Below are 13,240 nucleotides of genomic sequence, written 5' to 3' on the forward strand. Positions count from 1 at the left end.
CAATGCGCGGCACCGGGCCGGGTTCCAACCACCCTATCGGGCATATTGTGGACCAACGGCCCGTCGCAAATCAGGCCATGCGCGATTCGATCCATGGACGCGCACGGCAGCCGCGCTTATCCTTAGGTTCGGTGCCCTGCTGGGGTCTGTGGCACCATATGAGAAAGATTCAGGGGATTTATGGCTTCCACGCCCAATGAACGGGAAATGGCATATCGGCCGTGCGTCGGCATCATGCTGGTCAACAGGGATGGCAAGGTCTTCGTCGGTCAACGGCTCGATAATGTCGTGGAAGCCTGGCAAATGCCGCAGGGCGGGATCGACGAGGGCGAGGACGCCAAGGCGGCGGCGCTGCGCGAACTGGGCGAGGAAACCGGCATCGGGCCGGAACATGTCGAGATCATCGCCAAGGCCAAGGACGAGCATTTCTACGATCTGCCGCCTGAATTGCTGGGCAAATTATGGGGCGGCAAATATCGCGGCCAGCGCCAATATTGGTATCTTGCCCGCTTTCTGGGGCAGGACAGCGACGTCAATATCGAGACCCAGCATCCCGAATTTCGCAGCTGGAAATGGGCCGACCCTGAAACGCTGCCGGAACTGATCGTACCGTTCAAGCGCAAGCTGTATCGCGATATCCTGCAGGAATTCAAATCGTTGATCTGACCGTTTCGATACCGTTCCTGCGGCAGGCCGTGCGCAAAACAGGCACTTAGGGGCTTAAGTTTTGCCGTCGAGCGGGTATGACAGACCCATGCGTGCCTGTTTGATCCTGATGTCGTTCCTGTTTGCCGCCCCTGCTTTGGCCGCCGACCCCGTGTTGCTGCCGTCATCGGTGCGCGAAATGCTGGAGGCGGCGATCGCCAATGGCAGCGAGACGGAGATTGCCACCGTCGCCAAGATCGCGCGGCAGACCAATCCTGCTTCGGGCGACGAAATCCAGCGGATGGTCAACAGCTGGAAGGAACGCACCAAGGCGACTCACGACACCGTGATTCGCGAGGCGCGCTTCACCGAATTATGGACGGGCCGGGTCGAGGCGGGCGGGTTCCGCTCGACCGGCTCCACCAGCGAGCTGGGCCTGAGCGGCACGGCCACGGCGACTCGCGCAGGCTTGCAATGGACGCACAAGCTGAGCGCGACGGCGGATTATCGTCGCGCCAATGGCGTGACCTCGCGCGAACGCTATCTCGCCAGCTACGAGCCACGCTATCAGTTCGATCCGCGCGGTTTCGCCTATGGGCTGACCCAGTTCGAGCGGGATACGTCGATCGGCTATGACGAACGCTATACCGGGTCGGTCGGTATCGGCTACAAGCTGATCGTCAGCCAGCCGCTGGATTTGCAGGTCGATATCGGTCCGTCGGTGCGCCATGCCAAATATCTGACCGGGGAGCGCGAAACCAAGCTCGGCGCGCGTGGATCGATGGCGGCGGTGTGGCGCTTGTCGCCGACGCTGACGCTCAAGCAGACGGCGGCGGGCTATGCCGAGAGCGAAGTTTATTCACTCAACTCGCTGACCGCGATCGAGACGAAGGTGGCGGCGCGGCTGTCGGCCGCCCTGTCCTACAACGTCCAATATGAATCGGAAACGTTGCTGAGCGCGCGCGATCTGGACACGCTGAGCCGGTTGACGCTGACCTACGACTTCTGACGCGGTGGGGGTGGAGGCGCGCGACGCGCTCTGATAGACCCTTGCCATGAACCCCTTATCATCGATCGAAGCCGCCCTGATGGAGCGGGCCGCCGATACGCCGATGCTGGCGCAGGTGCAGGATTGGGCCGCGATCAACAGCGGGTCGTGGCATCTGGACGGGCTGGCGCGGATGGCTGCGACGCTGGCGGATAGCTTTGCCGTACTGCCGGGCGACGTGACGCTGATCGACGCTGTGCCGGTCGAGACCATGCGCGCCGATGGGCAGGTCGAGACGATCATGCATGGGCAACATCTGCATCTGTCGGTGCGGCCGCAAGCGCCTGTGCAGATTTTGCTCACCGGGCATATGGATACGGTCTTTGCCGCCGATCACCCGTTCCAGGCGCAGCGCTGGATCGAACCCGGCGTGCTGAACGGGCCGGGGGTCGCCGACATGAAGGGCGGCATCGCGGTTATGCTCTCGGCGCTGCAGGCGATCGAGGGGACGGACGCGGCGCAGATGCTCGGCTATGACGTCGTCATCAACAGCGACGAGGAAGTAGGCAGCCCCTCCTCCGCTGGCCTGTTGCGGACGGTGGCGGCGGGCAAGGTCGCGGCCTTCACCTATGAGCCGGCCCTGCCCGATGGCACGCTGGCGGGCGCGCGGGCGGGGAGCGGCAATTTCTCGATCGTGGTGAGCGGGCGCAGCGCCCATGCCGGGCGCAATCCCGATGATGGACGCAACGCGCTGCTGGCGGCGGCCGACCTGGCGCTGCGGCTCAAGGCGGGGAGCGGCCCCGGCTGTTCGTGCAATCCGGCGAAGATCGAAGGCGGCGGGCCGAATAATGTCGTGCCCGACCATGCCGTGCTGCGCGTCAATTTCCGGCCCCGAACGCCGCAGGACGAGACGGCGGCGCGCGCGCTGATCGAGCGGGCGATGGCCGATGTAGCGCGCGACCATGACGTCAGCCTGCATCTGCATGGCGGTTTCGGACGGCCGCCAAAGCCGATGGATGACAAGGCCGAGCGTCTGTTCGGGCTGGTCAAGCAATGCGGAGCCGATCTGGGGCTGGAGATTGGCTGGCGCGACACCGGCGGGGTGTGCGACGGCAATAATATCGCGGCCTGCGGTGTGCCGGTGGTCGACACGATGGGCGTGCGCGGCGGGAGCATTCATAGCGATGCCGAATTTCTGATCGCCGACAGCCTGCCCGAACGGGCGCGATTGTCGGCGCTGGCGCTGCTGCGGATCGCGCACGGACGATATAAGATATGAAGAAGAGAGGGTAAGCGCTTGAGTTTCATCATGCGAACCGCGCGCGCGGAGGATTTGCAGACGCTCTATGAAATGGCGAAGCTGACCGGGGGTGGCTTCACCAACCTGCCGCCTGACCGAAAGTCTTTGGCGGCCAAGCTGGAGCGGACCGAGGCGGCGCTGGCGCGGGCGGAGGATGGCATTGCCGACGAGTTGATCGTCATGGTGCTGGAAAATGTCGAGACGGGGCAGGTGCGCGGCACTTGCCAGATTTTCTCGACCGTGGGGCAAAGCTGGCCCTTCTATTCCTATCGACTGGGGATGCTGACCCAACATAGCCGTGAACTCGGCCGGACATTCCGGGCGCAGATGCTGTCGCTGACCACCGATCTGGAAGGATCGGTCGAGGTCGGCGGGCTGTTCCTGCATCCGCGCGAACGGGCCGAGGGGCTGGGCCTGCTGCTCTCGCGCAGCCGCTATCTCTATATTCGCGGGCATCGGCAGCGCTTTGGCGACAAGGTGATTGCCGAATTGCGCGGCGTGATCGACGAGGCGGGCGGGTCACCCTTCTGGGACGGTTTGGCCGGGCGCTTTTTCGGCATGAGCTTTCAGGAGGCGGACGAATTCAATGCGGTGAACGGCAACCAGTTTATCGCCGACCTGATGCCCAAGACGCCCATCTATACCGCGATGCTGACCGACAGCGCGCGCGCGGTCATCGGCCTGCCCCACCCCAATGGCCGGGCGGCGATGCGGATGCTGGAAACCGAAGGGTTCGACAATGCGGGCTATGTCGATATTTTCGATGGTGGGCCGACGATGGTCGGGCAGATCGACCAGTTGAAGACGATTGCGGGCGCGCGCGACGTGACGCTGGGCGCGACGCATGAAAAGGGCGGCGACAAGATGCTGATCGCGACCGGGTGCCTCGCGGACTATCGCTGCACCTGGGGCTTCGTGCAGGAAGCGGATGGCGTCGTGTCGCTCGATGCGGCGAGCGCGACGCGGATCGGGCTGGAACCGGGGGTCGAGTTCACCATGGCGGGGCGGGCATGAGCGTTACCGAGATCAATTTCGACGGGCTGATCGGGCCGAGCCACAATTATGCGGGCTTGAGCGTCGGCAATCTGGCGTCGGCGCGCAATGCAGGCGCGGTGTCGCATCCGCGCGCGGCGGCATTGCAGGGTATCGAAAAGATGCGCGGCAATATCCGGCTGGGGCTGACGCAGGGCATTTTCCTGCCGCAATGGCGACCCGATGGGGCGTGGCTGGCGCAATTGGGGACCGATGTCGGCGCGGCCGAGCCGCATATCCGCGCGGCGGCGATGTCGGCTTCGTCCATGTGGGCGGCCAATGCGGCGACGGTCTCCCCCGCCAGCGACACGGACGACGGGCGCACCCACCTGACCGTCGCGAACCTGGTGACGATGGCGCATCGCAGCCATGAATGGCCCCAGACCTTGGCCCAGTTGCGGGTCGCCTTTTCCGACCAGAGCGTCTTTGCCGTCCATGGCCCGGTGCCGCCGCCCTTTGGCGACGAGGGCGCGGCCAATCATATGCGGTTGGCCGAACGGCATGACCAGCCGGGGGTCGAGGTCTTCGTCTATGGCCAGTCGGGCGGCCCCTTCCCCGCGCGCCAGCATGTCGAGGCGAGCAAAGCGGTCGCGCGGCGGCATGGGCTGGACCTGGCGCGGACGTTGTTCGTGCAGCAATCGGAGGAAGCGATTGCGGCGGGCGCGTTCCATAATGATGTGGTGGCGGTGGCCAATGAGCGGGTGTTGTTCACCCATGAACTGGCCTTTGCCGACAAGGAAGGCTTCTATGCCGATCTGCGTGCCGCCCTGCCCTGCGTCGAGATTGTCGAGGTGCCCGCCAGCGCGGTGAGCCTAGCCGATGCGATCAAAAGCTATCTCTTCAACGCGCAACTGGTGACGCTACCGGCGGGCGAGATGGCGCTGGTGCTGCCGACCGAAGCGCGGGACACGCCCGCTGTGTGGCAATGGCTGGAGCAGATGATCGCGGGCAATGGGCCGATCCGGCGCCTCGTGCCGGTCTATGTGCGCCAGTCCATGGCCAATGGCGGCGGCCCGGCCTGCCTGCGGCTGCGCGTCGTGGCTGATCCGGCGACGATCGATCCACGCTTCCTGGTGGATGAGGCGAAGCTGGATGCCATCGCGGCAATCGTGGCGGCCTATTGGCCCGAAGATATTGCGCCTGATGGCCTTGGCGACACGACGTTGATCGCGCGCATCGAACAATCATGGTTAACGCTTGTTGACCATTTGCAGCTTTCGGGCGATCTCATGCCGTAGTGGCGGGGGCCAAACGCCGGATGGAATCGGAATGGAACGGATCAAGCGTCTTTTCATCGTCAAGACCAAGTTCGAGGCGTTTCTGATCATCTATGCGCTCGCGCTGGGCGCGACCGAGCGCGGCCTTGCCTATATGCAGCAATATCCCGGCACCGGCGGACAGCTATTGGCGCTGGCCTGTACCGGTGCGGTATTCATGGGTGGCGGCATGATATTGGACACGCTCGAATATCGGCGCACCTACGGATAGCTGAGGGGCTTGCGCTGACGGCACTCGCCGGTCAGGGATGATGGCCATGGGTGCCATCATGTTGCAGGGAACCGGATCGGATGTGGGCAAGTCGGTGCTGGTCGCCGGACTGTGCCGGGCGCTGGTGCGGCGCGGCTATCGGGTGCGCCCGTTCAAGCCGCAAAATATGTCCAATAATGCCGCCGTGACGGCCGATGGCGGTGAGATCGGCCGGGCGCAGGCGTTGCAGGCGGTCGCCTGCCGCGTGCCGCTGCATACCGACATGAATCCGGTGCTGTTGAAGCCGCAGGCCGACCGGACATCACAACTGATCGTCCATGGCCGGGTGCGGGGCACTTTGGGATCGGTCAATTTCCGCGCCGCGCGGGGCGAATTGCTGGGCGCGGTGCTGGAAAGCTATGCGCGGTTGCAGGCGCAATGCGACATCGTCGTGGTCGAAGGCGCGGGATCGCCCGCCGAGATCAACCTGCGCGCGGGCGATATCGCCAATATGGGCTTTGCCCGTGCCGCCAATGTGCCGGTGATATTGGTGGGCGATATCGACCGGGGCGGCGTGATCGCGGCGGTGGTCGGCACGCGCACCGTGATCGACCCGGAGGATGCAGCGATGATCCAGGGTTTCCTGATCAACAAATTTCGCGGCGATCCGGCTTTGTTCATGGATGGCTATGCGCAGATCGAGATGCTGTCGGGCTGGCGCGGGTTGGGGGTCGTGCCGTGGCTGGACGCCGTGGCGCGACTGCCGAGCGAGGATGCGGTCGTGCTGGAGCGGCGGCAATTTTCGGTCGACGCGCCGCTGGTGGTCGCCTGCCCGGTGTTGCCGCGCATTTCCAATTTCGATGATGTCGATCCGCTGAAGCTGGAGCCGGGCGTGGACCTGCGCATGGTCGGACCGGGCCAGGTTATCCCCGCCGAGGCGGTGCTGGTGATCCTGCCCGGTTCCAAGGCCAGTGTCGCGGATATGCGGGCGATGGTCGCGCAGGGGTGGGACATCGACATACGCGCGCATCACCGGCGCGGGGGCGCGGTGCTGGGGATATGCGGCGGATACCAGATGCTGGGACGGACGATCGCCGACGCGGACGGGCTGGAGGGACCGCCGGGGTCAGTCGCGGGGCTGGGGCTGCTGGATGTCGAGACGGTGCTGGGCGGGACCAAGACGTTGGAAGCGGTGCGTGGCAGGGCGCTGGGGGCCGAATTTGGCGGCTATGAGATGCATATGGGGCAAACCGACGGGCCGGATCGTGCGCGGCCCTTTGCCATGCTGGGCGATCGGCCGGATGGCGCGATCAGCCGCGATGGGCGGGTGATGGGCAGCTATGTGCATGGGCTGCTCGCCAGCACGGAGCTGCGTGACGCCCTACTGCAGCCGCTGGGCAGCGCGTCGGCGGGGCAGGATTATGACCAGTCGGTCGAGGATGCGCTGGACGAGGTCGCTGCGCTGCTCGAAACCCATGCCGATGTCGATGCCATGATCGCGCTGGCAATGGGCTGACGCTGATAGGAAAAATGGTGCACCCAGAGCGATTCGAACGCCCGACCCTCAGATTCGTAGTCTGATGCTCTATCCAGCTGAGCTATGGGTGCAGAGGAAAGACTGGCGGAGAGGCTGGAAGCCCGACCGTTAAAGCCCTTCGGAAAAATGGTGCACCCAGAGCGATTCGAACGCCCGACCCTCAGATTCGTAGTCTGATGCTCTATCCAGCTGAGCTATGGGTGCATTTGGAGAGGCGCAGATAGAAGCGCCCGGCCATTTGGGCAAGCCCCTTTTTTGCACTTTTATGGCCCGTTTCCGAAGCGGAACGAGGAAAGGGCAACTTTTGCCGCGCTGCACCGTTCGGATGGGCAGGAGGACCCGCCATGAGCTTTACCCTGAATGACATTGCCTTGCTGTTGATCGCTTTGGTCATCGGCCTGATATTCGGTCTGATGATGAGTGGGCGCGGCAAATATCGCCGGGCTTGGCGCGACGAGCAATTGCTGCACCGGCAATCGGTGAAGGAGCGCGATGCGCGGATCGAAGCGGCGGAGACGCGCGTGCGTGAACTGGAACGGCAGGCGGTGCCCGTGGGGGCCGGTGCGGCGGGCGTGGCTGCCGCCAGCGCGACGCATGAGCGGGACGATCTGAGCCGCATCAACGGGATCAGCCAGGCGCAGGAAGTGTCGCTCAACGAGGCAGGCTATCAGCGCTTCGAGCAGATTGCGGCCTTGGGTGCCGAGCAGGAAGCGGCGCTGGAAGCGCGGCTGGGGTTGCGGCCCGGAACGATCGTTCAGGAGGACTGGCGCGGTCAGGCGCGCACGCTGGAGACCAAGCCCGCCAAGCGTGGTCTGTTCGGCTAGAGCGTGATGACTTTACACAGAACCGTTCGTCCTGAGTAGCCATTGAGCGAAGTCGAAATGGCGTATCGAAGGATATAAAGCGCAACCGACCCTTCGATACGGGTCTTCGACAAGCTCAGCCCCTACTCAGGGCGAACGGAGTGATGCGACTCAAAGTCATCATGCTCTAAGCCCCGGCTTCGACGACAAGGAGAAAGGGCGGGGATTGCTCCCCGCCCTTTTCTTATGCCTTCTTAGCCAGCGCGGCCTGGGCCGCCGCCAGCCGGGCGATCGGCACGCGATAGGGCGAGGCCGAGACATAATCGAGTCCCGTCGCTTCGCAGAAGGCGATCGAGGCCGGATCGCCGCCATGTTCGCCGCAGATGCCAAGCTTGATGCCGGGGCGAGTCTTGCGACCGCGTTCGGCGGCGAGCTGGATCAGTTCGCCTACGCCCTCGACATCGATGCTGACGAAGGGATCGCGGGCGAAGATGCCCTTGTCGACATAGGTGCCGAGGAACCGGCCCGCATCGTCGCGGCTGATGCCGATCGTGGTCTGGGTCAGATCGTTGGTGCCGAAGGAGAAAAATTCGCCGACTTCCGCGATCTCGCCTGCCTTAAGCGCGGCGCGGGGCAGTTCGATCATCGTGCCGACGAGATATTCGACGCTGTCGCCCTGTTCGGCGAAGACTTCGGCGGCGACGCGATCGACGATCGCCTTCATCAACTCCAATTCCTTACGCGTGGCAACGAGCGGGATCATGACTTCGGGGATCGGCGCTTCGCCACCACGCTGCTTGACGATCAGTGCCGCCTCGAAGATGGCGCGCGCCTGCATCTCGTAGATTTCGGGATAGGTGACGCCGAGGCGACAGCCGCGATGGCCGAGCATCGGGTTGAATTCATGCAGTTCGTTGGCGCGGCGCTTGAGCACGTCCACCGACACGCCCGCCGCCTTGGCCACTTCCTCGAACTCCGCTTCTGCGTGGGGCAGGAATTCGTGCAACGGCGGATCGAGCAGGCGGATGGTGACGGGCAGGCCCGCCATCACCATGAAAATCTGCGCGAAATCGTCACGCTGTTCGGGCAGCAGCCGTTCCAATGCGACGCGGCGGCCCTTTTCGCTGTCGGCCAGGATCATTTCGCGGACGGCGGTGATGCGGGCCGCGTCGAAGAACATATGTTCGGTGCGGCACAGGCCAACGCCTTCCGCGCCAAATTCGCGCGCGACCTTGCAATCCTGCGGCGTTTCGGCATTGGCGCGGACCTTGAGCCGACGGACCTTGTCGGCCCAAACCATCAGCGTGCCGAAGTCGCCCGCCAATTCGGGCTGCACGGTGGGGACTTCGCCCGCCATGACTTCGCCGGTCGACCCGTCGAGGGTGAGGATATCGCCTTCCTTCAATTCACGGCCGCCGATGCGCAGGACTTTGGCCTTGCTGTCGATCGAAATGCCGCCCGCGCCGGAGACGCAGGGACGGCCCATGCCGCGCGCCACGACGGCGGCGTGGCTGGTCATGCCGCCACGCGCGGTCAGGATGCCCTTCGCCGCGTGCATGCCGTGAATATCCTCCGGCGAGGTTTCGACGCGGACGAGGATGACGGCGTCGCCCATTTCATTGCGGCGCTCGGCGGTGTCGGCGTCGAACACGATCAGGCCCGAAGCCGCACCAGGCGAAGCGGGCAGCCCCTTGGTCAGCACATCGCGCGGCGCCTTGGGATCGAGCGTGGGGTGAAGCAGCTGATCGAGCGCGGCGGGATCGACGCGGGCGACGGCTTCTTCCTCGGTGATCAGGCCTTCATGCGCCATGTCCACGGCCATCTTCAGCGCCGCCTTGGCGGTGCGCTTGCCCGACCGGGTCTGGAGCATCCACAGCTTGCCCTGCTGGACGGTGAATTCAATGTCCTGCATGTCGCGATAATGGGTTTCGAGGATCTGGAACACCTTGGCCAGTTCGGCATAGGTTTCCGGCATCGCCTCTTCCATCGACAGCGGCTTGGCCCCTGCCCGCTCGCGCGCGGCGAGCGTCAGATATTGCGGGGTGCGGATGCCGGCGACGACATCCTCGCCCTGCGCGTTGATCAGAAATTCGCCATAATAGACATTTTCGCCGGTCGACGGGTCGCGGGTGAAGGCGACGCCGGTGGCCGATGTTTCGCCCATATTGCCGAACACCATCGCCTGCACATTGACGGCGGTGCCCCATTCGCCGGGGATGTTGTTGAGGCGGCGATAGACTTTCGCGCGCTCCGACTGCCAGGAGCCGAACACGGCGCTGATCGCGCCCCACAGCTGGTCATGCACATCCTGCGGGAAGGGCTTGTCCCACAGCTTCTTCACGAGCGCCTTATATTCGGCGACCAGGGCCTTCCAGTCGTCGGCGGTCATTTCGGTGTCGAGGCTGTAGCCCTGATCTTCCTTGGCGACTTCGAGCGCTTCCTCGAACGCGCCATGGTCCAGTTCCAGCACGACGTCCGAATACATCTGGATGAAGCGGCGATAGCTGTCCCAGGCGAAGCGTTCGTCGCCCGATGTGTTCGCAAGGCCGATGACGGTTTCGTCGTTGAGGCCGAGGTTGAGGACCGTGTCCATCATGCCGGGCATCGAGGCGCGCGCGCCCGACCGGACCGAGACGAGCAGCGGATCGGCGGCATCGCCGAATTTCTTGCCGGTGATCCCTTCGATATGGGCGAGGCCGGTGGCGACTTCCGCCTTCACGCTGTCGGGATAGACGCCGCCATCTTCATAATAGCGGGTGCACATTTCCGTGGTGATGGTGAAGCCCGGCGGCACCGGCAGGCCGATCGCGGCCATGCCGTCGAGGTTCGCGCCCTTGCCGCCCAGAAGATTGCGGTCCCCCTGCCCGCCATCATCCACGCCGCCACCAAAACGATAGACATAACGGGTCGCGGTGGTGGTCATGATGGCCTCTTGTGTCTCAGTCATTCCCGGCTCTCCCTGCACTGATTGCCGATTATATTGCGTTGCAACAATCCAGCAGCAATAGCGGGATGATGCGCGATCGAATAGGATTATTACGCTTTAACTTCGCACTTTTCCCGCAGATTTTGTCATTTCGTTGCGTTAGCCCGCAATCTTTGAAAAGTCGGCGACGCTATGAACGGCGTCACGCACCCGCGCCAGCAGCGCAAGGCGGGCGGCGCGCTTGGCGGGATCAGCGTCGTTGACCGTCACGCTTTCAAAGAAGGCGTCGATGGGCGCGCGGAGGGTGGCAAGGGCAGCCATCGCGCCCTCGAAATCCTCCGCCGCCACCGCCTGCGCCGTGCGCGGTTCCGCCACGTCGAGCGCGGCGATGAGCGCAGCTTCGGCTATTTCGGGCGTGTAGGACAGCGGGAAATTGCTGCTATCCTTGAGATTGCCCTCCCCCTCATGGGGGAGGGTTGGGTGGGGGTGTGCCACATCGAGAGCCGGACGCTCGGCTTCGCCTCGCTCCCCCTCTCCCCGGCCCTCTCCCCGCTGGGGAGAGGGAGTCTGTGGCACTTCCTTCTTGAGGATGTTCGCGGCGCGCTTGTAGCCTGCGAGCAGGTTCGCGCCGTCGTCGGTCGCGACGAAGGATTGCAGCGCATGGACGCGGGCGAGCAGGCGGACGAGATCATCCTCGATTTGTCCGGTTTCTTGGCCAAGCGCGAACGCCGCGTCGATCAGGTCGTGGCGGACGCCGGCTTCGCGTTGCTGGACCTTGAGGCGGTCGGCGAAGAAGTCGAGGAGATCATCCACCTCTACCCACGTATTAGGTTCGTCACCGCTGTAGTAGTTTTCCCAACCTGCTAACTGCTCAAACAGACGTTTTAACGGCAACCTTGTATTCGTCGCTTGCACTTGCGCTATGACGGCCAAAGCTGCGCGTCGCAGTGCAAATGGGTCCTTCGATCCAGAAGGCTTCATCCCACGCGCAAAGAAATTTACAATGGTATGCAGCTTATCCGCCAAACTCACCGCCACCGTGACCGGTGCGGTGGGGACGTCGTCGCCTTGGCCGACCGGCTTGTAATGGTCGCGGATGGCGTCGGCTACGGCATCCGGCAGGCCTTCGGCGCGGGCGTAGTAGCCGCCCATGATGCCTTGCAATTCGGGAAACTCGCCGACCATTTCGGTGACGAGGTCGGCTTTGCAGAGGCGGGCGGCTTGTTCGGCGAGGGTGGCGAGTTGCGCAACATCAAGCCCCTCCCCTTCAGGGGAGGGGTTGGGGTGGGGCGTGCAGCAAGCGCCGTACTATCCGGCACGCCCCCCCCCCCCCCCCCTGAAGGGGGGGGGAAGAAGTCACGATGCCCTCTTCCACCAACCACCGCGCCAGCTTCGCGACGCGCTCGACCTTGTCGGCCACCGTCCCCAGTTTTTCGTGGAAGGTGATGCGTTCGAGTTTCTTGGCGTGGTCTTCCAGCCGCGTCTTGCGGTCCTGTTCCCAGAAGAAGCGCGCGTCGCTGAGCCGCGCGGCCAGCACCTTGCGGTTGCCCGCGATGATCGCCGCGCCGCCATCCTTGGCGTCGATATTGGCGGTGCAGATGAAGGCGGGGGCAAGTTTGCCCGCGCCGTCGCGCAGCACGAAATATTTCTGGTTAATGCGCAGGGTTAGCTGGATGACTTCAGGCGGCACCTCAAGAAAGACGGGATCGAAATCGCCCAGCAGCGGCACCGGCCATTCGGTCAGGCCCGCATTTTCCGCGACCAGTCCCTTGTCCTCGATGACCGTGTAGCCATGCGCGGCGGCGGCCTGCGCGGCCTTGTCCGCGATGATCGCCTGGCGTTCGTGATGGCTGACGATGACATGGCAGGCGCGCAGCTTTTGCGCATAGTCGCCCGCGCCGCCGATGGTGATTTCGGCCGGGTGGTGGAAGCGATGGCCGAGCGTGGCATAGCCGCTGCGGATGCCGTCGATCTCGCAGTCGATCAGATCTTCGCCCAGGATCGCGACGATGCCCTGCAACGGGCGGACCCAGCGCAGGCTTTCGGTCGTCTGCGACGCTGTGCCCCAGCGCATGGATTTGGGCCAGGGGAAGGCACGGATGATGGCGGGGATGGCTTGCGCCAATACCTCTGCGGTGGCGCGGCCAGGCTTGTTGACGACAGCGAACCAGATGCCGTTCCGGTCTTCGAGCTGGTCCTGGGTCAGGCCGGTCTTGCGCAGGAAGCCTTCGAGCGCCTGCGGCGGCGCGCTGGTGCGCGGGCCTTTATGCTCTTCGCTGACGGCGGCGGTTTCGAGCGGCAGGTCGCGGGCGATGAGCGCCAGGCGGCGGGGCGTGACGAAGCTGTCGATGCTGCCCGGCGCTAGGCCGGACTTCGCCAGTTCCTCGGTAAAGAGGCGAGTGAGATCGTCACTGGCCTTGAGCTGCATGCGCGCGGGGATTTCTTCGCAGCGCAGTTCGAGGAGGAAGTCGGTCATATTTCATTCTTCCGTTCGTCTCGAGCGAAGTCGAGAGACGTGGAGGACAGGTCGCGCGAGCGTGTC

The 13,240-nt window shown here is 64.2% G+C and carries 9 protein-coding genes, 2 tRNA genes and 1 pseudogene; 8 read left to right on the forward strand and 4 right to left on the reverse strand.

Features of this window, described 5'->3' with window-relative positions; translation table 11 throughout:
- Nucleotides 1-180: 180 nt before the first annotated feature.
- The 7 genes from OVY48_RS20640 (at nt 181) to OVY48_RS20670 (ending at nt 6,948) form a co-directional block, all read left to right on the forward strand.
- On the forward strand, nt 181-666 hold the full coding sequence (locus OVY48_RS20640; RefSeq protein WP_313924263.1) for an RNA pyrophosphohydrolase: 486 nt from the start codon (nt 181-183) through the stop codon (nt 664-666).
- An 88-nt stretch (nt 667-754) separates the two neighbouring features.
- Nucleotides 755-1,654 (forward strand): YdiY family protein, encoded by a 900-nt coding sequence (locus OVY48_RS20645; RefSeq protein WP_313924264.1) that lies wholly within the window; start codon nt 755-757, stop codon nt 1,652-1,654.
- Nucleotides 1,655-1,700: 46 nt separating this feature from the next.
- Nucleotides 1,701-2,912 carry a hydrolase gene (locus tag OVY48_RS20650; protein ID WP_313924265.1) on the forward strand — a complete coding sequence of 404 codons (1,212 nt, stop codon included), beginning with the start codon at nt 1,701-1,703 and terminating at the stop codon, nt 2,910-2,912.
- Between the two features lie 18 nt (nt 2,913-2,930).
- Nucleotides 2,931-3,947 (forward strand): arginine N-succinyltransferase, encoded by a 1,017-nt coding sequence (locus OVY48_RS20655; RefSeq protein WP_313924266.1) that lies wholly within the window; start codon nt 2,931-2,933, stop codon nt 3,945-3,947.
- Nucleotides 3,944-5,203 (forward strand): N-succinylarginine dihydrolase, encoded by a 1,260-nt coding sequence (locus OVY48_RS20660; protein ID WP_313924267.1) that lies wholly within the window; start codon nt 3,944-3,946, stop codon nt 5,201-5,203. The genes OVY48_RS20655 and OVY48_RS20660 overlap by 4 nt, the downstream gene beginning before the upstream one ends.
- 31 nt (nt 5,204-5,234) lie before the next feature.
- Nucleotides 5,235-5,453 (forward strand): hypothetical protein, encoded by a 219-nt coding sequence (locus OVY48_RS20665; RefSeq protein ID WP_037479554.1) that lies wholly within the window; start codon nt 5,235-5,237, stop codon nt 5,451-5,453.
- Between the two features lie 46 nt (nt 5,454-5,499).
- Nucleotides 5,500-6,948: a cobyric acid synthase gene (locus OVY48_RS20670; RefSeq protein ID WP_313924268.1), complete on the forward strand. Its 1,449-nt coding sequence runs from the start codon at nt 5,500-5,502 to the stop codon at nt 6,946-6,948.
- 15 nt (nt 6,949-6,963) lie between these two features.
- Here the strand turns inward: OVY48_RS20670 and OVY48_RS20675 are convergent.
- Together OVY48_RS20675 and OVY48_RS20680 are read right to left on the reverse strand one after the other, a co-directional pair.
- A tRNA-Arg gene (locus OVY48_RS20675) sits at nt 6,964-7,040 on the reverse strand.
- 56 nt (nt 7,041-7,096) lie between these two features.
- Nucleotides 7,097-7,173 (reverse strand) — tRNA-Arg (locus OVY48_RS20680).
- Nucleotides 7,174-7,313: 140 nt separating this feature from the next.
- Between OVY48_RS20680 and OVY48_RS20685 the strand changes: the two genes are divergently transcribed.
- Nucleotides 7,314-7,793 carry a hypothetical protein gene (locus OVY48_RS20685; protein ID WP_096060672.1) on the forward strand — a complete coding sequence of 160 codons (480 nt, stop codon included), beginning with the start codon at nt 7,314-7,316 and terminating at the stop codon, nt 7,791-7,793.
- Between the two features lie 223 nt (nt 7,794-8,016).
- On the opposite strand, the gene ppdK is transcribed toward OVY48_RS20685, so the two are convergent.
- Entirely contained in the window at nt 8,017-10,719 is a 2,703-nt protein-coding gene (ppdK, locus tag OVY48_RS20690; protein WP_313924269.1) for a pyruvate, phosphate dikinase, read from the reverse strand.
- A gap of 138 nt (nt 10,720-10,857) precedes the next feature.
- Nucleotides 10,858-13,174 (reverse strand): annotated as a pseudogene (gene glyS, locus OVY48_RS20695) (glycine--tRNA ligase subunit beta).
- Nucleotides 13,175-13,240 lie beyond the last annotated feature (66 nt).

Source organism: Sphingobium sp. SA2 (genome assembly GCF_032227065.1).
Lineage (GTDB): Bacteria > Pseudomonadota > Alphaproteobacteria > Sphingomonadales > Sphingomonadaceae > Sphingobium.